Origin of the sequence: Veillonella sp. R32 (assembly GCF_010093125.1) — a bacterium.
GTDB lineage: Bacteria > Bacillota > Negativicutes > Veillonellales > Veillonellaceae > Veillonella_A.
Genome location: NZ_NMZQ01000053.1, coordinates 1 through 21093, shown reverse-complemented (window position 1 = coordinate 21093; position 21093 = coordinate 1). Strand labels below are relative to the sequence as shown.

21 protein-coding genes are annotated in these 21093 nt (G+C 39.6%); 5 read left to right on the top strand and 16 right to left on the bottom strand.

Annotated features, from left to right (window positions below):
• Window positions 1-318: 318 nt before the first annotated feature.
• The 5 genes from VER_RS10000 to VER_RS09980 form a co-directional block, all read right to left on the bottom strand.
• Entirely contained in the window at window positions 319-714 is a 396-nt protein-coding gene (locus VER_RS10000) for a DUF805 domain-containing protein (RefSeq protein WP_202922165.1), read from the bottom strand.
• A 72-nt stretch (window positions 715-786) separates the two neighbouring features.
• Window positions 787-1545 carry an SDR family NAD(P)-dependent oxidoreductase gene (locus VER_RS09995; protein ID WP_162100678.1) on the bottom strand — a complete coding sequence of 253 codons (759 nt, stop codon included), beginning with the start codon at window positions 1543-1545 and terminating at the stop codon, window positions 787-789.
• A gap of 54 nt (window positions 1546-1599) precedes the next feature.
• The gene (locus VER_RS09990) at window positions 1600-2841 is read right to left on the bottom strand and encodes a serine dehydratase subunit alpha family protein (protein WP_162100677.1); all 1242 of its coding nucleotides are present in this window, start codon (window positions 2839-2841) and stop codon (window positions 1600-1602) included.
• Between the two features lie 154 nt (window positions 2842-2995).
• Complete coding sequence (gene eis / locus VER_RS09985; protein ID WP_162100676.1) at window positions 2996-4216, bottom strand: enhanced intracellular survival protein Eis; 1221 nt, start codon at window positions 4214-4216, stop codon at window positions 2996-2998.
• A 60-nt stretch (window positions 4217-4276) separates the two neighbouring features.
• Window positions 4277-5161: a DUF2156 domain-containing protein gene (locus VER_RS09980; protein WP_162100675.1), complete on the bottom strand. Its 885-nt coding sequence runs from the start codon at window positions 5159-5161 to the stop codon at window positions 4277-4279.
• A gap of 388 nt (window positions 5162-5549) precedes the next feature.
• On the opposite strand from VER_RS09980, the gene VER_RS09975 reads away from it, so the two are divergent.
• Together VER_RS09975 and VER_RS09970 are read left to right on the top strand one after the other, a co-directional pair.
• Complete coding sequence (locus VER_RS09975; RefSeq protein WP_162100674.1) at window positions 5550-6020, top strand: LysR family transcriptional regulator; 471 nt, start codon at window positions 5550-5552, stop codon at window positions 6018-6020.
• On the top strand, window positions 6005-6586 hold the full coding sequence (locus VER_RS09970) for a LysE family transporter (protein WP_162100673.1): 582 nt from the start codon (window positions 6005-6007) through the stop codon (window positions 6584-6586). The genes VER_RS09975 and VER_RS09970 overlap by 16 nt, the downstream gene beginning before the upstream one ends.
• Window positions 6587-6690: 104 nt before the next feature.
• On the opposite strand, the gene gyrA is transcribed toward VER_RS09970, so the two are convergent.
• On the bottom strand, window positions 6691-9168 hold the full coding sequence (gene gyrA / locus VER_RS09965; RefSeq protein WP_162100672.1) for a DNA gyrase subunit A: 2478 nt from the start codon (window positions 9166-9168) through the stop codon (window positions 6691-6693).
• 222 nt (window positions 9169-9390) lie between these two features.
• The gene (sfsA, locus tag VER_RS09960) at window positions 9391-10545 is read right to left on the bottom strand and encodes a DNA/RNA nuclease SfsA (protein WP_162100671.1); all 1155 of its coding nucleotides are present in this window, start codon (window positions 10543-10545) and stop codon (window positions 9391-9393) included.
• Window positions 10546-10906: 361 nt separating this feature from the next.
• Between sfsA and VER_RS09955 the strand changes: the two genes are divergently transcribed.
• From VER_RS09955 to VER_RS09945, 3 genes are all read left to right on the top strand, one after another.
• Window positions 10907-11899, top strand: coding sequence for a DUF1858 domain-containing protein (locus tag VER_RS09955; RefSeq protein ID WP_162100670.1), 993 nt, complete (start codon window positions 10907-10909; stop codon window positions 11897-11899).
• A 2-nt stretch (window positions 11900-11901) separates the two neighbouring features.
• A complete protein-coding gene (locus VER_RS09950) occupies window positions 11902-12564 on the top strand; it encodes a hypothetical protein (protein ID WP_162100669.1) in 663 nt (220 codons plus the stop codon).
• A gap of 130 nt (window positions 12565-12694) precedes the next feature.
• Complete coding sequence (locus tag VER_RS09945; protein ID WP_162100668.1) at window positions 12695-12982, top strand: cupin domain-containing protein; 288 nt, start codon at window positions 12695-12697, stop codon at window positions 12980-12982.
• Between the two features lie 100 nt (window positions 12983-13082).
• On the opposite strand, the gene VER_RS09940 is transcribed toward VER_RS09945, so the two are convergent.
• The 9 genes from VER_RS09940 to VER_RS09900 form a co-directional block, all read right to left on the bottom strand.
• The gene (locus VER_RS09940) at window positions 13083-13532 is read right to left on the bottom strand and encodes an OmpH family outer membrane protein (protein WP_162100667.1); all 450 of its coding nucleotides are present in this window, start codon (window positions 13530-13532) and stop codon (window positions 13083-13085) included.
• Between the two features lie 207 nt (window positions 13533-13739).
• Complete coding sequence (locus VER_RS09935; protein ID WP_162100666.1) at window positions 13740-14114, bottom strand: GerW family sporulation protein; 375 nt, start codon at window positions 14112-14114, stop codon at window positions 13740-13742.
• A gap of 68 nt (window positions 14115-14182) precedes the next feature.
• A complete protein-coding gene (locus VER_RS09930; RefSeq protein ID WP_162100665.1) occupies window positions 14183-15178 on the bottom strand; it encodes a hypothetical protein in 996 nt (331 codons plus the stop codon).
• Between the two features lie 163 nt (window positions 15179-15341).
• Window positions 15342-15920: a cob(I)yrinic acid a,c-diamide adenosyltransferase gene (locus tag VER_RS09925; RefSeq protein WP_162100664.1), complete on the bottom strand. Its 579-nt coding sequence runs from the start codon at window positions 15918-15920 to the stop codon at window positions 15342-15344.
• Window positions 15921-16114: 194 nt separating this feature from the next.
• A complete protein-coding gene (locus tag VER_RS09920; protein WP_162100663.1) occupies window positions 16115-17089 on the bottom strand; it encodes a M23 family metallopeptidase in 975 nt (324 codons plus the stop codon).
• 21 nt (window positions 17090-17110) lie between these two features.
• A complete protein-coding gene (locus tag VER_RS09915; protein ID WP_162100662.1) occupies window positions 17111-17632 on the bottom strand; it encodes a DUF4446 family protein in 522 nt (173 codons plus the stop codon).
• Between the two features lie 45 nt (window positions 17633-17677).
• A complete protein-coding gene (hydF, locus tag VER_RS09910; protein WP_162100679.1) occupies window positions 17678-18898 on the bottom strand; it encodes a [FeFe] hydrogenase H-cluster maturation GTPase HydF in 1221 nt (406 codons plus the stop codon).
• A 41-nt stretch (window positions 18899-18939) separates the two neighbouring features.
• The gene (locus VER_RS09905; RefSeq protein ID WP_162100661.1) at window positions 18940-19926 is read right to left on the bottom strand and encodes a ParB/RepB/Spo0J family partition protein; all 987 of its coding nucleotides are present in this window, start codon (window positions 19924-19926) and stop codon (window positions 18940-18942) included.
• The gene (locus VER_RS09900) at window positions 19919-20680 is read right to left on the bottom strand and encodes a ParA family protein (protein ID WP_162100660.1); all 762 of its coding nucleotides are present in this window, start codon (window positions 20678-20680) and stop codon (window positions 19919-19921) included. Before VER_RS09900 ends, VER_RS09905 begins: the two co-directional genes overlap by 8 nt.
• Between the last annotated feature and the right edge of the window lie 413 nt (window positions 20681-21093).

Below are 21093 nucleotides of genomic sequence, written 5' to 3'. Positions count from 1 at the left end.
AAGAGATGCAGTAACTTTGTATAGTCTAATTCCTCCAATACCGCATCCAGTAATCTCACCGGCTCATTAGGTCCAATCCGAATGCCATAATCCAAAGATAAAACTACTTGGCGAAAGCCAGAAATTTTAGTATAATTACCGTGTTGGATATGGTTTTTCTTCATAAATTAATTATACCAACAAAAAAGGCCCTTTAGGGCCTTTTTTCTTATATAAATATAGCAATAATGCGGCTTGAAGATGCTTATATATCTTCAAGCCGCATTAATAGTTTTAGGAGTTGTATTTCGTTACAGCCCCTTTTCATACTGCTAATCTTTATTGTTCTCCATAATAACTATAATTAGGGACAGGACCATATTCATTAGCCTCTGGTTTGCCTTTCATAATAGAGAAAATAAACAATACGAAAGAACCTGCATAAGGGACTAAATGAAGCAGCAGCCACCAAGCACTACGGCCTAAATCGTGCAAGCGCCGAACTTGTACTGCTAGGGAAGGCAATAAAAATGGCAAACCTACAAGAGTCGTAATAATGTCTAATGTGACTTCGTCGAAGGTAAACATCCAAGCGATAATACCTACTATGAGCATAATAATAAACTGCACTAAAACGAACTTCCAATATTCACCACGACTCGCACGCCCTTGAAAAGTCATGTATTTTTTAGTCATACACATTTTAAAATTGTCAACAATTGGTAATGAACTCATATATTCTCCTCACTTGTGAAAAGGCGCCAACTATAGCCAAATTAAGGTTGTAGTTGGCGTCAATCTATAATTTTATTTCTTTGCAATCATAAAGCCGGTCGCTTGCTGATTTGCCATAATCGTAATATCTGAAATCTGTACTCGTTTTGGTTGTGTAGCGGCAAATACGATGATTTCAGCAATATCTTCTGCTTGCAACGCTTCAACCCCAGCGTATACAGCGGCTGCTTTCGCCTTATCACCGTGGAAACGCACTTCGCTAAATGGTGTTTCTACAATGCCAGGCTGAATGGTAGTCACTTTAATATCTGTTTCAATCGTATCGATACGAATACCATCGCTTAAAGTCTTAACGGCTGCTTTAGTCGCACAATACACAGCACCCTTCGCATAGGCATAAATACCAGCTGTAGAACCTAAGTTAACAATATGGCCTTTATTTTTTGCAATCATAAATGGTAATACTGTACGGGACACATACAACAAGCCTTTTACATTCGTATCAATCATAGTTTCCATATCATCAATAGAGCTTGTTTCAAAGGAATCTAACCCTTGAGCAAGACCTGCATTATTTACCAGAATATCAACGCCCCCAACCGCTTCAATCTGTTTAGGAATTTCTGTACTCACTGCTTCACGATTAGTTACGTCCAGCGCAAAAGTAGTCACTTTAATCTTATATTCTGGCTCAAATTCGGCCTTTAGATTGTCCAATACTTCTTTGCGACGAGCACACAACAATAAGTCATAACCAGCTTTAGCAAAAGCTTCTGCCGTAGCTCGACCAATACCAGATGTGGCACCTGTAATAAACACTGTTTTACTCATAACTCTCATCCTCTCTGTTACTATTTCGTAGCGTCTTTACTACTAATGTTACCTTTATTTCTCAATCATAGATTGCAAAATAACAATATCCGTTTCACGCATCCCTTCACGAGCAATGCGCCCTACGGTATGCACCGTTTCATCAATAGAGCCCTTCACAATCCCATCGCCATTCTTGAAACTATTATTCGTCTTAGCTTGGCGATACGACAATAAAGCGTTGCCTAAGGACATGCCTATCTTCATAGCACAGGACGCTTTAGCACCGTCACAGACTACACCAGACGTGCCTACCAGTGCATTGGATAGCGTTTCCCACACCACTTCTTTAGGCTCCTGTAACATATACGCAATTCCCGCTGCCGTAGCAGATGCTGCACTGACTACGCCACAGTATGCACTTAAACGGCCAATGTCATGTTTGATGTAAAGAGCCAACACATTAGCGAGCGCCAAGGCGCGATAACGACGTTCTTCTAAAACCTTATATTCTTCTGCATACACCAAAATAGGCACTGCCAAAGTAATCCCTTGATTCCCACTGCCACAATTAATCATAACTGGCATGCTACAGCCACCCATGCGGGCATCAGAGCCAGCCGCTGCATAGGCCCGTGCTTTGTCGGCAATGGACGCTGACTCTTCAATGATTAATTTACCAATATTAGAACCGTAGGAGTTCTTCATGCCTTCTTCCGCAATGGCCATATTATATTCAAACTGACGACTTAATAAGCTTTTTAAACGCTCTAAATCAGCTTCTTCAGCAAATTCATAGCACTCATCAAAGGTCATATGGAGTTCATCAGCTAGCACTTGTTCCATAGGAATATCTAGTAAGATGACACCATCTTTTTCAACATGGGTAATATTCGTATGCTTCTGTTGCACCGTCACTTGTACCTCATGGTCAGCCGTTTTAGCGGTAACATGAATATATAAATTAGCCACCCCTTCAGCTAAGGAAACGGAACAGAAATTACTATTAAACAATTCATCAGCCCGTGCCACATCAGCGCTAGTTAATCCTTCAAGGACTTCTAACTCTTTGGTAGCATCACCTACGATGGCGCCTAGAATTAAACTGTAATAAAAACCAGTGCGCCCTTCCGCATTCGGAATGGTAACACTCTTAGCATTTTTTATAATATTGCCACTACAATCAGCGTGTAAACTAGTAGGAAACGTCCCCAAAACCTCTACTGCTTTAGCCGCTGCAAAAGCCAAAGCAATCGGTTCTGTACAACCAAAAGCAGGTAGTACCTCTCTCTCTAACATGCCATATAAATCTTTCATTTGGTCCTCCATGCTTTTAATTTTGATAATGTATTAATCATACGTCCATTATAACATTATTTATCTCCCTATACGGTTTTCAATTCAGCAACTCAAGGGACATTTTACGGGGTATCATACCTGCACGGAATACCCACCAAATTAGTGGCACCCATTACCACCATTCATTAATATATGTGTTTTGTTTTGGATATAGCCGGTCTAACATCGTGACAACTGCTTCGCCACCAGTTAACTTTCCTTCAAACACTAATTCCGAAGCACGCAACCGTCCCATTAAGAGTAAACTTAAGGCCCCTACTTCGCTAATCACTTGCGCCTTAGCCGTAATAGTGTCAGCCACTTTATTCGCCTGCACCATGCCGTCACTTTGAACGGTTATTTCATACGTCCCTTCATTCCAACTAGCTAAGCCATCTTTCACGCCTAAGGTAAAGGTATATTGGCCTGTTTCTGAAACGTTCGGTCTATGCTGCCAATTGCTATCAATATGAACAGGCACACTGGCCATAGCCGTCGCCACATCTACAATACGGCTCATCATGTACGGCATAGTAGTATGCCCCGTTTTACCATTAGGATGGAAAATATACGATTCATCCTGCAAGCCTTCATTCCAACGAATGGAACTGCCTTGCGAGCGATGATTATATAAATAATTAAGTAAGCCCTTCTGAGCGCGACGCGAAGTATAGACAAACTCAGTCACAGGGATTTCTTCTGCGCCTAAACGATATACCGCATACCCTTCAATAGACCCCGCTTCATCAGCTACATAAGCTACGCGCACACCTTCTGCAAAGAAACTCCCCAATAAACGACGCCATTCTGTTTCTCCGCGCACGGCATAACCAGATAACCCTTTCGTATAGGCCTCATACACAGGGCTTAACTTAGACCACTCATCGTCTGACTGCAATAAGCCAAAGTGTAAGGTCTTATCCGTTAATGGACGAAGTTCTTCCAACGACATGGTCTGCACCCATTGATGGGCATATAGCTCCCAACCATATTGCTGATAAAAAGCAGCCTTTGATGGCATGAGAATGGTCATTCCTTGGCCCCGTCGTTTCAACTCTTCCAACGAAGCGAGTAACAACTGGCCACCAATACCACCACGGCGGGCTACTGGATCAGTAGCTACGCCTACCATATAACTAACTGGTAACTGCGCCCCTCGTACCTGTAAGGTATATTGACGTAAATGCACCATGCTCGCTAATAGCTTTCCTTCATAACCTACCATGGTATGTTCTGGCTCATAGGCCTTTGAAAAATAATATTGAAAAAAGGGATCCTCTGCCGTTTCAAAACAATAGGCCCATAAATTTTTAACGGCCTCTGTATCTTGTGCCGTAGCTATTCTAAATTCCATAGGTCACCTCATACTATCTAATTTATACAAAAAGAGGAGTCCCCAGGACTCCTCTAGTCTTTATGCCTCAATGGGACATTGGTCAGCATACACTGCATCATATTTTTCAGCAAAATGATCTGGATTATACGATTCTTTTGCTTTACGAAGACCTGGTAAGCCCATATCTTCTTCACGATTAACAAATTCTGTATCAGCAAATTCATGACGAATAAATTCATTATTAATGGCCTGATATAAACCACGAACAGTAGGGTTCGCCTTTTCAATATGAATTAAAGCCATTCGTTCATTTAAAAGCTGGCCAATCGTAAAGGCCTCGATGCGACCAAATAACTTAATAGCTCCACCAACAAGACCAAGCTCATCCCAGTGTTTAAATAATAATTTAATCGCTTCTAATTCATCTTCAATGCCTTCTTCATGATGGGTTTCGACCCAAGATTCAGCGGTAGCGATACAATCAGCAAAAATGTCGTCCGTCAGTGGCATATACTCATAATTTGTGTATTGCATGCGGAACTGATTCAAGTGATTCTTCTTCTGACGTAATTTTTTACCTGACAAGGAAATTAAGTCCTGTGTCTTGTAAATATACTCAAAATTATCTCTATCTGGTGTAAATTCATAGCAATCAGGGCATAAGGTATTCATCCGTTCCATCATAATAGGATTAACCCCTTTTAAACGGAATGGCAAATTATTAACCTTGAACCATTCTTTCGCCATTTCAAGGCCATCTACAAATTTAGCGTCTTTACCAGCAAAAGGTGGCAACATAAATGGTTCTCGTTTACCGCCCCCTTTAATAAAGAGAACCCCATCTTCTTCGGCCCATTGAATGCCGTACGGATCTTGCCACATAAATAAAGTCGTGAAACAACAGTCCGATGCTTCGTAATGATGTTCCGCAAAGTAATCATCAATGATTGGTTTATCTTTCAATTCAAATCGTTTAAATTCTAAAATAGGACTCGCCTCCTACAATACTATCTATTTAACTATCTCAAGCCTCCCCTTATAAGGGCGAACTCTTTTATTATACTACAGAATACTGCTTTGTAAAACAAACTATATCTATATATCTCATTCTTTATATATGTATTGTACCATAAAATTGTACAAAAGAGAATTCCTTTCAATGAAAGTAATAAAAAAGTTAATACTCCTAGAAACTGCCTATATCCGCCAGCTTAATTCTTTGGTACTATACATAGTATAAACAGATACTAGCTCACCCATTTTCATATGAGCAGGCTATCCATGACTCTATTATTTAATTACTTTAATTACTTTTATTACTTCATCTACCTACTCACAATGAGGGATTCCTATGACCTTACAACAACTAAAATATATTCTTATGATTGCTGAAACAGGCTCAATTACTGAAGCCGCACGACGTTTATACATATCACAACCGAGTCTCTCCAAAGCACTTCACGATATTGAAAAAACAGTAAAAGAGCCTCTGTTTATTCGTCAACGAAATGGCGTTATCCTTACACAATTTGGACAACAATTTATAGGATATGCACGTTCCGTATGCCAACAAATGGAATTATTAGAGGATACTTTCATCAATAATCAACCTGAAAAAGTACGATTTGCTGTATCAACACAACATTATACCTTTACAGCTAATGCTTTCGTAGATATGGTCAAACAATTTGGCGAAGATCGTTTTGAATTTATCCTCAATGAAACCAGAACGTATCAAATATTAGAGGATGTTAAAAATCGCTTTAGTGATCTTGGCGTTTTATATATCAGTGAGGAGATGAATCTATGTCAGCCTATGTAGTTAGCAATTTTATTATATACTGTATTATTAATGCCTTTACGCCAGGGCCAGGTAATATATTAGCCCTCAATACTACCAATGTATATGGTTGGTTAAAAGGTAAACCTTTATTTTTTGGAATATTTGTAGGTTATTTTGTTGTCCAAGTTATTTGCGGACTTTTTGTCTTTTTTATGGGTGCTGCATTTCCCGAACTATTACTAATTATAAAATATATTGGCATTTTATATATACTATGGCTTGCTTTTAATATAGCTACGAGTAAACCGCAAGAGACCACAGCTACTCAATCAGCTTCCTTTTTAAAGGGATTTTTACTTCAATTTGTCAATGTAAAAATCTATATTTTTGGCATCACTGCCTTAACAGGTTATATAGCACCGATTACAACCGAATTATTTTGGCTGATTGCCGCTAATCTATTTATTGCCACTATGGGCTGCCTGGCGACGGGCTCTTGGATTGCCGCTGGTCTAGCTTTACAACGAATCTATAATCAACATTTCCGCTTGATTAATTGTATCTTAGCCCTAACCTTATTAGAGTGTGTATATAGTATGTTATAGAAAGAGCTGTAACGGTATTGTGAAATAAACCCACATATCGTTACAGCTCTTTATTATGTGCAAATTTTATAATTTACAATGTAACCTATTTATACTAAGTCTACCTAGAATAAGCTAGTTTCTTCGTCTTCTAATTCTGACTTGGCAATGATAGCTACGGAAGCTACTTTATCGCCCGCATCAAGGCTTTGTGTCTTAACGCCTGAAATGGCTTTGCCTTTTTTGATAGCAATGTCTTTCATATCAAAGCGAATAATCTTGCCTTGTTCAGAAATCAACATAACTTCGTCATTGTCAGTTACGATTTCAACAGCCACTACGTCACCAGTTTTGTCAGTAATACGGAAGTTTTTCGTCCCTTTACCGCCTCGTTTTTGGAGACTATAAGCATCTTCGCTATTGCGTTTACCGAAGCCTTCTTCACTGATGGTAAATACTTGGCAAGCTTCACCTGATTCTGTAATTACACCAGCGCCCACAACTTCGTCACCAGCATTCAATTTAATGCCACGCACCCCTTGAGCGGAGCGTTTCATAAGACGAGCATCTTCTTCGTTGAAACGAATCGCCATACCTTTACGAGTACCCAAGAGAATATCTTGACCACCGGTAGTTAAGCAAACAGCGATTAAGCGATCATCTTCCCCTAAGGAAATAGCGTTGAGACCACTGCGACGAATGTTGCGATATTCTTCAATGGACGTACGTTTCACCACGCCTTGTTTGGTTACTAAGAAGAGATTCAATTCATGATTTACTGTTTCCATATCAATCATCGTTGTCACCGCTTCACCTACATTGAGTGGCAATACATTGATAATGGCCGTCCCCCGTGAATTGCGACTAGATGCTTCTGGTACTTCGTAACCTTTCAAGCGATAGGCCCGACCAGCAGTGGTGAAGAATAGGAGTGTATTATGAGTGCGTACATGAGAAATCTGTACTACATAATCGTCTTCTTTAGTCTTCATGCCGACAACGCCTACGCCGCCTTTATGCTGATTGCGGTATACATTAGCATTCATCCGTTTAATGTAGCCTTGACGAGTTAAGGTAATTACCATTTCTTCGTCAGCAATTAAATCTTCCACATCAAGTTCTGAGGTATCGATTGTAATTTCACTACGACGTTCATCACCATATTTTTGTTTCATTTCTGTCAATTCATCTTTGATAATACCTCGTTGACGTTCTTCACTAGCCAAGATAGCTTTCAAATCAGCAATGAGGATTTCAAGCTGTTTGTATTCATCTTCGATTTTTTCACGTTCTAAGCCTGTTAAACGACGTAAACGCATATCTAAAATAGCAACGGCTTGCTTTTCAGATAAACCGAATTTTTCAATTAATGCCTTCTTCGCAATTTCGTCCGTTTCAGACGCACGAATAGTAGCAATCACTTCATCAATATGATCAAGGGCAATGAGCAAACCTTCTAAAATATGAGCACGCGCTTCTGCCTTCGCTAATTCAAACTGCGTACGACGAACGATAACACCTAGACGATGGTTTAAGTAATGATTTAAAACTTCTTTTAAGGTCAATACTTTTGGATGACCATCTACCAAAGCTAGCATAATAACGCCGAAGGTGTCTTGCAATTGCGTATGTTTATATAATTTGTTAAGCACAATATCTGGTTGCACATCAGCGCGCAATTCCACTACGATGCGTAAGCCACGGCGGTCACTTTCATCGCGCAAGGCTGTAATGCCATCGATAACTTTATCACGGCTTAATTCAGCAATGTTTTCAATAACACGGGCCTTATTAACCTGATATGGAATCTCAGTAACTACAATACGGTGCTTCCCTTTATTCATTTCTTCAATGGTAGCCCGGGCGCGCATTTTAATGCTACCACGGCCTGTGCTATAGGCCTTTTTAATGCCATCACGGCCAAGAATTAACGCCCCTGTTGGGAAGTCAGGCCCTTTGATAGCTGTCATCAAATCAGCCACATCAGCATCAGGGTTGTCGATAAGCATAATCAAACCATCCGCTACTTCATTTAAGTTATGCGGTGGAATATTAGTGGCCATCCCTACGGCAATGCCGGCCGAACCATTGATTAATAAGTTTGGAATCTTTGCTGGTAATACAGTTGGTTCTTGCAAGGACTCATCATAGTTTGGCATGAAATCAACCGTATCTTTGTCAATGTCAGCCAACATTTCAGTAGTAATGCGAGCCATACGAACTTCTGTATAACGCATTGCTGCTGCTGAGTCACCATCAATGGAACCAAAGTTACCATGACCATCTACCAAGAGGTAGCGCGTATTGAAATCCTGCGCTAAGCGCACAGTGGCATCATATACCGAACTATCCCCATGTGGATGATATTTACCAAGTACATCCCCGACGATACGGGCCGATTTCTTGTATGGCTTGTTAGGGGCCATGCCAGTTTCATGCATAGCGTACAAAATACGACGATGCACTGGCTTAAGACCATCGCGAACATCCGGTAAGGCACGCATAACGATTACACTCATGGCATAATCGATATAGGAGCTCTTCATTTCTTTATCAATCTGGACGGGCTCTATTTTCCCATGACTCCAGGTCGTTTCCTCCACAGTCTCACCTCATTTAATAATAACTAATCGCTTGTTTATTGTTCAATTTAATTTATTAGCAACTTATATTATAGCATTTTTAGCGGTATAATGCTACTTTTTAGGCTTTTTACCTGAAAAATACAGTCTTTAATCATTACTTAGTGAGGCCCATACATAATAATGAGTCCCCCTATAAGAGTAGTAGCACCACCCACTAAATCAAACCTATCAAGAAGTACTTTAACGAATGAGGGCATCCAAACGATTCATACGAAAATCCTCTACCAAGAGCATAAAGGATTCATTGTGAATGGGGTTATAGGTAGTGCCAAATAAATGACTGGTGCAGTCACAGTCACTACAGCCAAAACCTGGCACTTCCCACGTATCAAGCTGTTTCATAGCGCGAGCCAAATCACATTCTAAATCAGCACTACTTCGGATGGGCACAGTGGCAATCATTTCGCAATGAGAGCGAAAATAATCTAAATGCCAATGTAGTTTCTTCCGTTTTCGTTTATGCCGTTCTAAGCGCTTAGCCAAATTAGCCTTCGCCGAACCTACATATGTATAATAACCTCGTTCAAAATGCATAGTCCCTTTACTGCCAATTTCTAAATCCATTGTCTCTGGCAAATGTAACACCACTAAATAATCACCCCGATCCTGTCCTTCTTGTGCCACCAAAGCTCCATCATAGTGGCACTGACGAATCACCGTTGTCATGGTAAAATCAGCAGTCCAACGAAGGGCTATAGCCTTCCAATCTAAGTCACCAGCGACGGTTGCAAAGGTTTGGGCAAAGGCTAAATCCGTATGATAATCGGGAAGAAACCACTGCGCCCGTTCCCATTGCACTAAAAACAAAACTCCTGTATGATAGCCTTCACTTTGTAAATGCTGCAAATGAAGTAAATGTTTACGCCCTCGCTCTGTAATAGCATCAGGAAACATAGCCCCATGTTCACTAAACAAAGTACAAGACTTTACTTCTAGCAAAAAGGACTCTCCTTCATCATTCGTCAATAGCAAATCAAACCGACTCTGACCTACCGTATATTCCCGGCGTACCACCGACCAACGTTCCCACCCTGGAATTTGCTTGGTACTAATTAAATACTCAGCCACATCATTGCTATAATTAGTATCTAACATAATAGGCACACCATCGCGCTCTATACCAATCACGCGGTACTGCGTTTTAGCGCCTACTTTAGGATGATGCACCACATAAAATTTTACATTAGGATATAATAATTCCCACATGCGACCAGGATTTGGCAAATGAGCCGGCACAATCTCACCAGCTAAATGGTCCATAGCCAAATGAACCACAAAGCGATTGGGCCGTGTCACAAAACGTCCAGTAAGCACTTTTTCATATAATTGTTTCATATCTTGCCTCTATACTACTTTTACACGCTAATTTCTATAAAAACTTTCCATGTATATAACTAATCATATACAATCAACTTACACCGCTAATTACATACAATTAACTTGCAGGACTAATCCCATACATACTATCAATTTATAATGATTAATTACAAAGTTGCAATTACGAATCATTTTAAAAATATATCTAAAAAAATAAAAATGTAGCACTGGCTACATACAAATCGCGTCACATGACCTATAATAAAACATGTAAACACGAAGTAGGGTTTCACAAAGTTGTGTTAAACACTACTCTTTAATTATACGTAGAAGTAACGCGCTCGTAAAGAAGCGCCGTCAAGGGAAAGGACGATGAACTATGGCTCAAGTAGCAGGTAACTTACAACGCATTCGTAACGGACAACGCCGTTACGCTATTACTCCCCGCATTCCTGGTGGTTTCGTACAACCAGCGATGCTCCAAAAATTTATTGATGTAGCTAACACCTTCAAAGCCACACTCAAAATTACAGGTGGGCAACGCATCATGATTACTAACTTAAAACAAGAAGATGTAGATAAAGCTTGGGAAATGCTCGGCATGGCACCAGCCTACACCACCTCCAACCGCGTGCGTAGCGTCAAAATCTGCCCCGGCACTACGTTCTGTAAACGAGCTAAGCAAGATAGCGTTAGCTTAGGCATGAAATTAGATAAATTATATGTTTCACAAGAAATGCCTTCTAAAATGAAAATGGGCGTATCTGGTTGTCCTAATTCTTGCTCCGAATCGATTACCAAAGATATTGGTGTCATTGGTACTGTTGATGGTTGGCAAGTCTACGCTGGTGGTAGTGCTGGCGCTCATCCTCGCTTTGCTGATTTGATTGCCGAAGTAGCCACAGAAAAAGAAGTCCTTGAATTAGTGGACCGTATGGTTACTTTCTACAAAGAAAATGCTCATATTGAACGTATAGGCGCCTTCATAGACCGCATTGGTCTTGCTGCCTTCAAAGAAGCCGTCTTAGGCGATATTACACCAATTGACGGCGCTAATACTTCTAGTGCAAGTGCTAGTATCAGCGCTGCGGCAGCCAATCCTAACGCTACAGAACCACTTGTTAATTTGCCAGGCATGGGCGCTAATGGTACCCAAGGCTTAAACCAAGGTGATCCTATTACGGAAAATTCCATCATTCGTGAAATTATCGAAGTATATCCTAATACGATTCCTGCACTCCAAGAAATTGGCATGGGCTGTCTTGGCTGTCCATCCGCTACGTCCGAACCATTATGGCAAGCTGCCTCTATCCATGGTTTTGATGTAACTGAATTAGTAAGTCGTTTAGAAAAAATTCGTAAAGGAGCGTAATCATGTCTGCTGTATTAGGTCATATCCATTTTTGGTTATATAAAAAAATCCGCCTCGTTATTGAGCGGGAACAATTAATTTATGAAGAAGCACAAAAAGCGGTTGGTGATTTAGCTGATGAACTTCATTTTGTTGCTCTTGATTTATATGGTAAACCCATTCCTGCAGATCGTAATCTACAAATGATTATCGACCACAATAATATTCACGGCTGGTTACAAAATCAAATTGAAATTGCCACTGTTCGAGAAGCTAATTTTATTAAAGATTTATTAGACTGCGCCGGTAGTGAAGTAGAAGATGCTATTTTAACAGCCTTCGTGACTCAAGGGGCTGCTTGTGGTAAAGTAGCCGCTGAGGAGCTTGGTAGTGGTGAACATCGTCCACAAGAAATCTATCAAATTATGCAAAATTATTATCTTAATGGCATGCCTTGTGATGGCGGTGATACCGTATTAACTGATACAGATACAGAATTTAGCTGGGAAGGTAGCCACGCCAATCAAAAAGCAAATTGGGCTAAAGCTGGAGTGGATCAAACCTTTATGATGGCCGCTTACCAAGCTTGGTTCCACGGTTTCATTAGTGCCGCTGACCCTCATTTTAAATTTGCGGTTGAACTCATTGATGGCGAATTCCCACAATACAAAATTGTCCGCGCTTAGGCTATGCCCTTTGGCTTGCCGGCTAGTGACCCATTGTGGCTTTCTTACTAATTACCTTTCCCTTATAGTGTGAAACGCAACGTACTAGTCGGCAAGTATTTTCTTACTATTCATTAAGGAGGACACCCCTATGGTAGGTACTGAAAAAAATGAACTAGGCCTATTATTTCAAGGCCCTAATTTTATAGTCGTAAAAAAAGGCGGTAAAGCTGGTGAACACGTAGAAAATCACAATCATCCTGAAGCCAATGTAGTCTTTACTGTCGTAAAAGGCAAGGTTGATGTACGACTTAACCAAGACGAACAACATATATTAACACCAGGTACGGTACTTCAATTCAATGGTGATAATTTCATCCAAGCTACCTTACTAGAAGATAGTGAATTTGTAGTCACCTTAATTAATAAACCTGAATAAATGCAATGAGAAAAGCGAGCCAAGGATTTCCTTGACTCGCTTTTTTTACTAGGGTCCACTACCAACCGGTAGTCCCTGTGCTGATTCAATTAATTAGCTCTTATTTTAACAAAGCAATTACATCATCAGTGATGTTTTCAGCAGTAGAGTTTGGCTCGATACTTACGATTACGCTAGGGTTAGCAACGATGAATGGTAAGTTTTTCTGAGCGCGAACTTGATCCAATTTTTCTTGGATTTTGCTATCTACAGGCGCGAAGATTTTGTTCATTTCTTCGTTGTATTTCTGAGCTACTGGTGCATATTTTTTATCAATAGCTTCCTGTTTAGCTTTTTCGTCTTTAATGCCGTTAATTTCAGTTTCTAATTTCTGAAGTTTAGGAGCGTATTCCTGCTGAACTTTTTGAGCCTGCATCTGAATAGCACCATAACCAGGGTAAGATTGCATTACCTGACTCATGTTAACAACACCTACGTTAGCTGCGCTAGCTGCACCCAAACCAATTGTTCCAATAACTGCTAAAGCAGCAAGATTCTTTTTAAAATTCATGTCCCAAAGACCTCCTTACAAATCTAGAGCCTATATTGCTCTATATCCTTTATAATAACAGAAATGTGAGTAAACTACAATACATGACAAAACAAATTCGCTTTAAATTCATTCATTTTGTCTATGTATACATCTTACCTATTGATAATGAATCTCACATGAACTTATCACATATAATGATTTTTACTCAAATATAATCATTACCTCTTATTTGGCATCATTTTCGTTGATATAAATATATTTATCTTTCTTTAATTTAGAAATAACTTCAGGAACCATGCCAATAAGACGGTCAAAACCACTGTATTTTGCAGACCCTTTAATATTGAATAGTTCAACCCGTTCCCCTTTAATTACGAGAATCGCTGTTGGTTCCAATTTAGCACCGCCACCAGCGCCACCACATTCAGCCTTGCCAGCACCACCGCTACCAAAGCCCATAGTAACGTCAACAAAAGGAACTAACGTAGCATCACCAATTTGGATGGCTTCACCTACTACAGTTTCTACTTTGATCATATCTTTAAACTTTTCAAAAATTGGCTCTAAGTTATCTTTAATAAAGGTGCATTTATTTTCCATGAGTATCCTCCTTATATTGCATGTGTACTTCACACTAGTTACTGTCTTTGTTATTGTATTCTGACTTCTTAGGCTACCGCTTTGTCCTGTGCGTCACTAGATCCTGCTGCTTGTTGCTTAGCTTTCTTTGCCTTACGATAGCGCCAACCAGCTTTCACTACATCAATGAGTAATTCTCTTACTGGTTTTGAAACGGCAAATAAAGTACCATACCAAGCTAATACACCAGGGCTAATGTGGCCACGAATTTCAAAGCTGCCTTGGCAAATAGGTTCTACATAACTCAATTCTACATGGGTCATTTTTTCCGGCCAAATCGAATATAAAGCAGCCGCTGTCAATCCCATTTTATAAGGATCGCCCGTACCAAATTGACCTTCAATATGGCAATAGCGTGGTTTCGAATGATGATAGCAACGCTTCGTTACTAACAGTAGCTTTTCATATAAAGCACCATTCGTTACATGCTTCAACCACCAACGTTTATGAGGGTCCGCTGCTTTATCAGTTTTAGCCTTTGCCTCTGTGTCTGTTGTTGCTTTAGTTTCCTCAGCTTCTTGTTTACCCGTTTGCTTTGTCTCTTCAGTAGTATCAGCTTTAGACTCCTTAGACGTACTACCAAAGGTTGATTCGATAGGCTTTTCTATGGTTTCTTCAATTCGTTCAATAGGATTGCCTTCCGCATCAAAGCGAACTTGTTTTACCACTTTTACCGTTTCCGTAGGCGCTTCTTCTACGGGGGTACGATACGGTTCTAATTCTTCTTCATACACTTTCGATTCATCAGGATCTTCCGTTTCTTCCGCTACGCGACGCGATAACCAATCTTCATAATCACGAACAGCCCCTAACTTTGCTTTGCGCAAAATATAGACTTCTTTAAAAAACGGTTTCCCCTGCTCATATACAAAATGTATGCGGAACATCTTCCCCCACCATTGAATATAAAAGCGGAATTTATATGGCTTACGAGTTACCACTTCCACAGCATAGCTAATAGGGTTAAAAATGGCAACAACTATCAGAATAAAAATAACCAGTAGCACTATGGCTAATCCGGTCACAGGCAACACCTACCCTCCTATTGTAACTCCTTGCGGTTTTCTATATATCCGCTGTACCTTTTGTATCCTCAAAAAGGCATTCTTATAAGTATTCTCCATAATTAGGAGAAACTCCTTTATTTTATCAAATTAATTTACTACTTCAATATTACTCATCTATGTTTTAATTTTCAATACCTAAACGAGCTAGCACCCCTTGTTGGTAATAATGTTTCACTTCTTCCATAGATGTCACTAAATCAGCTCTTTCAATGAGCCAATCAGGGGCCCCACGGCCAGTAAATACCACTTCCGTATTAGGAGACCGGTGTGCTAATAACTCTTCCGTCTCTGCTCGTGTAATCAAACCAAAGAACAAAGCCATTACATATTCATCAAGTACCACTAAATCGTATTCACCTGATGCTACTGCTGTTTTAGCTCGCTCCATGCCCTTGGCAATTAAAGCTACATAATCAGCAGGCGGTTTGCCTACAGGAAAGACTACAACCTCATCTCCCCAACGAGCTAATTCTTCTTTTGATTTCACCCCTTCTTGGATGATGAAGAATGGTTTTCCCACTGTTTCTAAGGTCATATTCGGTAAGGTTGGTAAAATATTATGTTCACTATAAACTTTAGATTTCATAAATTGTAAAAATAACACTTTTTTACCAGCGCCTAGCGCACGAATAGCAAGACCCATGGCCGCTGTCGTTTTACCCTTACCATCACCCGTATAGACTTGCACATACGTATTCATCATAGACCTCCTTTATATAATTGTATACTATTATTTTACCACATCTGTTTGTTTCGCGTTATATAAAAAGTGTATATTTCAAAAAAATAATGCTGAAGCCATGACCTTTTTACATGACTTCAGCATTGAATACCCGTATTTAACTATAATAGATATTTATAAATAATTATTGTCTATCACTAGCCTGGATTCTATTATTGAATTGGTAAAAATAGCATTGGATCTACCGCTACACCATTAATATTGACTTCATAGTGTAAATGGCTACCTGTACTTTTACCTGTGCTACCCATAAGCGCAATGGTATCGCCCTGTTTCACCTGCATGCCTTCGTGGACTAAGACCACCGAAGTATGACCATAACGCGTCACAAAACCATTGCCATGGTCAATTTCAACTAAATTACCATAGCCACCACTAGTACTCCCTGCAAAGGTAACCGTACCTGCTGCCGTAGCCATAATTGGCGTACCATAGTCATTAGCAATATCCAACCCTTCATGAGTAGCTGAGCCACCATAGACAGGGTCAACGCGCGTGCCAAAATTAGACGTAATAACCCCTTTGGTTGGCCAAATGGATGGCATAGTCGTAGTAGCACCTGGATTATTGGATGCAAAAGCTACTGACTGTAAATCACGAATATTCTGCCCCGCCCCATCACGTAAAATATTACGCAACATATAAAACGAAGCCATTCGCTGTTGAGCTAAACGATCTAAGCGGGATAATTTAGCAGATAAACTAGTTACCGACGTAGAGCCTGTACTACTTTGCGCTGTACTAATAGCACCGCCAGGCTCCTCTTTATCACTGCTGGCTGCTGGCGTCTGAGCTTCCCCACCACCTTGTGGTATAGTGCCACTTTCAGAACCTTTTACCATTTGACGAATCTCCTTATCTAATTGATCCAGAGATTCCATTTTTTTATCTAATATTTCTGTCTTTTGTTGCAATAACTTCAATTGTTCTGTCTGTAATTGTGTCTGTTGACGAAGTTGCATCACTTCGGCTTGACGAGTAATTCCCCAAATGCCAAATACAAGGGCCACTACTAAAATAGCCACAATAATGCCCACAACTAAACGCAATTGTTTCTTAGTCATTTGCAACGTGTACGAATCGCCCTGACTTTGCACTTGCTGTGCCAGAAAGCCTGGTAGTTTCATACTGTCACCACATCCTATCCTTTACTTAACTACGGAAGCACTAATCAAGGCTTCTTCATTACTTTTGGTACCTAATGCTTCTTGCAAACTTTCCATTTCTTCTTGGGAAAGACTAGCCAAACTCTTGCCTTTCACAATAGGTTTACTAAAAATACGCGATTCACTACGTCCATAAACACTTGAAATACAAATGCCATTATTATTACCATCCAATAAAGTAACGGAGAAAGATAAATCATTCCCAATATTTTCAAAGGCATTATATTTTACAAAACCAATTTTTTGGAACGTATTGTGCTGGGTTGTTTGAATCGCTTCTTGTTGTTGAAATAAATTTTCAATAGACTCTGCGGCATCGCGCAATTCTTTAACTTCTACTGATAATTTTCGTTCTAAGCTACTGCCATTTTCACCGCGCATAAAATATTCATATCGTTTACTAAGCGAATTTATTTTACTTTGCAATACGAGGCAATAGAGAAATAATACAATGAGTAATAAACCGCCACCAATGACGATCCATAGTTGCATATTTTCTAGCATGATCTGCCTTTCTATCTAAAATTATACGAATATAATGATATTACATTATTGTAATTCAGCCGCAAAAGGACTGAGGGCACGGTCTAGTATACCATGTAATGACGCAATTAGCACGCCATAATTTACAATGGGCACACCTTGCTCTTGTGAAACCTCTAAACGACGCAATACTTCTCGGCGCGTCAACATGCAGGCACCACAATGAATAATCAAATCAAAGGACCGCACATCATCAGGGAAGGCACCACCGCTCGTCCATTGTAAATCTAAATTTTCATACCCCGCTTGTTTAAGCCAACGAGGAATTTTTACACTGCCAATATCATCACACTGTCGATGATGGGTACAACCTTCGCTAATCAGAACTTTAGCACCAGATTTTAAATTTTTAACCGCCTTTACGCCCGCTGCTAAGGTTTTTAAATCCCCTTTAAAACGAGCCATCAAAATAGAGAACGATGTTAACGGAATATCAGCTGGCACTTGTGCCGCTACAGCCTCAAAAGCCTGTGAATCGGTAATTACTAATTTAGGTGTTACTCCTAATTTAGCCAAAGAGGACGCTACTTCATCCGTCTGAACTACTAAACTCATGCCATGAGCATCTAAAATCTCTCGAATCATTTGCACTTGTGGCAAAATAAGACGCCCTTTAGGGGCTGCTGAGTCAATAGGACAGACTAAAACAATAACATCCTGTGGCTCTACAAGACCTGCTAATAAGCTATGCTCTTCTTCTTGGTCTTTAGGGCGCATAGCCCCCAATTGATTTAAAATAGTACTTTGTTTAGCATTATTCAACAAATTAGCGCCTATATATGGTAAAGCAAAGCGTTCTAATACACTGGCATTAGCAGCCATATAGGCATCACCAGTTACTGAACCCACTTCATTGAGAACCAATAAAGTGGCTATTTTTTGTTGTTGCAACAAACTAAGCCAAGTTATATCTTCCTTTGTAGGTGCTGCCTCTGTTTTTAGCACATATACGGCCAGATTCATGCGTGGTAATAAATCTTTAGTCTTGCCTATCCGCAAGGGGCCCAACTGCGAAGTATCATCTACCCCAGCTGTATCGGTTATAACTACTGGTCCTAACGGCAAAATCTCCATAGCCTTACTCACCGGGTCTGTTGTTGTCCCTGCTACATCAGAAACCAGCGCAATAGGCTGACCAGTTAACATATTAATTAAAGTTGATTTACCTGCATTGCAACGACCAAAAAAGCCAATATGAACTCGATTTGCTTTTGGTGTTTGTTCCATTGTTGTCATAGCTTCTTACTTACCTGCCTCTATTATACGTATTAAACGTGAAATGAAATTGAACCTGTTCCTTCAGATTCATCTTGTGCAGGGGAAGCTCCCTTAACTTCACCCATACCTTGGGCCTCTAAATATTCGATGAGATATGCCAATTCTTCTTCACTCTTGAAGGCAATCTCCATCTTCCCTTGTACCTTTTTACCTGCTTTTACTTTAATATCTACAGGCATACCTAAACTTACATTTAAGCGATCCATAATAGCACGCAATTCAGCTGTATTATGAGGATTTTCCCTGGTTGTTTTTACAGCTTTTCCTTTGCCCTCTAATAATTGCTTCACCAAGTTTTCTACCTGACGAGCTGTTAGCTCTTTTTCTTTAATAAGCTGTAAAGCTTCGCGCTGTAACTCTTTACTTTTTAAACTTAATAAAGGTCTCGCTTGACCAATCGTAATATCACCAATAGATAAGTCATTTAAAACAAACTCTGGCAAATGTAACAAGCGCACCATATTAGCCACATGGGAGCGACTTCGCCCAAGACGACTAGCAATCTCTTCCTGTGTCTTTTTAAAAGTTTCCATAAGTCGTTTATACGCATACGCCTCTTCTACAGGGTCCAAGTCTTGACGCTGTAAGTTTTCAACCAAGGCAATTTCCGTAATTTGTTCCGTACTATAATCTTTAATAACTACAGGAATAGTCGTAAAGCCAGCTAATTGAGCGGCTCGCCACCGTCGTTCGCCTGCTACAATTTGATACTTAGCCCCTTGTTTACTCACTACAATAGGCTGAATTAAACCATGTTGTTTTAAAGATTCTACTAAAGTAGCCATTTCATCTTCTAAAAAATGACGGCGTGGCTGATTCGGGTTTGGTTCAATGTTCGTAATAGGTAATTCGACTAGACCACCCTTTTTACTATTCGTCTCCGTAGCCGTAGTTAATACGTCCTCTGCCTCATCTTGTGGCATTAGCGATAGTACGCCTCTACCTAGACCACCTTTTTTCTTACTATCTCTAGGCATTTTTCAAGACCTCCTTCGCTAACTTCATATATACTTCGGCTCCTTTAGATTTAGGATCATAAATTATAATCGGTTCTCCATAACTTGGTGCTTCACTTAAACGAACATTTCGTGGAATAATTGTTTTGTAAACTTTGGTTGTAAAATATTTTTTCACTTCATCCGCCACTTGAATAGACAAATTAGTTCGCCCATCAAACATGGTCAATAAAACACCTTCCACTTCCAACTTTTCATTTAAGGATTTTTTCACCAAGTTAACGGTATTCATTAATTGACTTACCCCTTCTAAGGCGTAAAACTCACTTTGAATAGGAATTAAAACGCCATTAGCTGCTACCAACGCATTTAAGGTTAGCAAATCCAAAGATGGTGGGCAGTCAATAAATATATAATCATACTCATCTTTAATCGATTTTAAGGCTTTCTTTAAAATGTACTCCCGCTTAGGCAAACCGACTAATTCAACGCCAGCACCAGCTAAATCAATAGATGCAGGTGCAATTTTAAGCTTTTTAATAGCTGTAGGAACAATTACATCACCTACAGCCACATCATTAATGAGTACATCATAAATACACGCTTCCAAATTATCTTTATCAATACCAAGGCCACTCGAAGCATTGCCTTGTGGATCCATATCTATAAGCAGTACTTTTTTGCCTAATTTAGCAATACAAGCACTTAAATTAACAGATGTCGTTGTTTTACCTACGCCACCTTTTTGATTAGTAATGGCAATTATTTTTCCCACAGGCTCACCTCAGTTTCTTAATATTAAATACACAAAATATTATACCATACTCACCAGAGAAAAACTTGTAAATTCCAATAATTTCACCGTTTTAATATAAAATGTTTCACGTGAAACATTTTCTGGTATCTTTTATAAAAACTATTTTCTCTTTTAAGAATACATTCGTGAATCGTAATCACTGTTTACAGCTTCTATTGTTTCACGTGAAACATTTTACTCTATATATTTTTCTTACGCGCTTAATTTATTTTTCGTGAAATAGTTTAACTTTACATATGACTTCTTATTCTTTTTCTTTATTTTGTTCCACGTGAAACATTTCACTTTAGTTACGACTCACTCGCTCTGATTTTAAAATTGTTTCACGTGAAACAATTCTGCCCTAACAAAAAGTGGGGCTGTAACGAAAT

Excerpts from the sequence above, each read along its gene's own strand:
- VER_RS10000 (WP_202922165.1), bottom strand. The coding sequence starts at position 714 with ATGAGTTCATTACCAATTGTTGACAATTTTAAAATGTGTATGACTAAA.
- VER_RS09995 (WP_162100678.1), bottom strand. The coding sequence starts at position 1,545 with ATGAGTAAAACAGTGTTTATTACAGGTGCCACATCTGGTATTGGTCGA.
- VER_RS09990 (WP_162100677.1), bottom strand. The coding sequence starts at position 2,841 with ATGAAAGATTTATATGGCATGTTAGAGAGAGAGGTACTACCTGCTTTT.
- eis (WP_162100676.1), bottom strand. The coding sequence starts at position 4,216 with ATGGAATTTAGAATAGCTACGGCACAAGATACAGAGGCCGTTAAAAAT.
- VER_RS09975 (WP_162100674.1), top strand. The coding sequence starts at position 5,550 with ATGACCTTACAACAACTAAAATATATTCTTATGATTGCTGAAACAGGC.
- VER_RS09970 (WP_162100673.1), top strand. The coding sequence starts at position 6,005 with ATGTCAGCCTATGTAGTTAGCAATTTTATTATATACTGTATTATTAAT.
- sfsA (WP_162100671.1), bottom strand. The coding sequence starts at position 10,545 with ATGAAACAATTATATGAAAAAGTGCTTACTGGACGTTTTGTGACACGG.
- VER_RS09955 (WP_162100670.1), top strand. The coding sequence starts at position 10,907 with ATGGCTCAAGTAGCAGGTAACTTACAACGCATTCGTAACGGACAACGC.
- VER_RS09950 (WP_162100669.1), top strand. The coding sequence starts at position 11,902 with ATGTCTGCTGTATTAGGTCATATCCATTTTTGGTTATATAAAAAAATC.
- VER_RS09945 (WP_162100668.1), top strand. The coding sequence starts at position 12,695 with ATGGTAGGTACTGAAAAAAATGAACTAGGCCTATTATTTCAAGGCCCT.
- VER_RS09940 (WP_162100667.1), bottom strand. The coding sequence starts at position 13,532 with ATGAATTTTAAAAAGAATCTTGCTGCTTTAGCAGTTATTGGAACAATT.
- VER_RS09935 (WP_162100666.1), bottom strand. The coding sequence starts at position 14,114 with ATGGAAAATAAATGCACCTTTATTAAAGATAACTTAGAGCCAATTTTT.
- VER_RS09925 (WP_162100664.1), bottom strand. The coding sequence starts at position 15,920 with ATGAATACGTATGTGCAAGTCTATACGGGTGATGGTAAGGGTAAAACG.
- VER_RS09920 (WP_162100663.1), bottom strand. The coding sequence starts at position 17,089 with ATGAAACTACCAGGCTTTCTGGCACAGCAAGTGCAAAGTCAGGGCGAT.
- VER_RS09915 (WP_162100662.1), bottom strand. The coding sequence starts at position 17,632 with ATGCTAGAAAATATGCAACTATGGATCGTCATTGGTGGCGGTTTATTA.
- hydF (WP_162100679.1), bottom strand. The coding sequence starts at position 18,898 with ATGGAACAAACACCAAAAGCAAATCGAGTTCATATTGGCTTTTTTGGT.
- VER_RS09905 (WP_162100661.1), bottom strand. The coding sequence starts at position 19,926 with ATGCCTAGAGATAGTAAGAAAAAAGGTGGTCTAGGTAGAGGCGTACTA.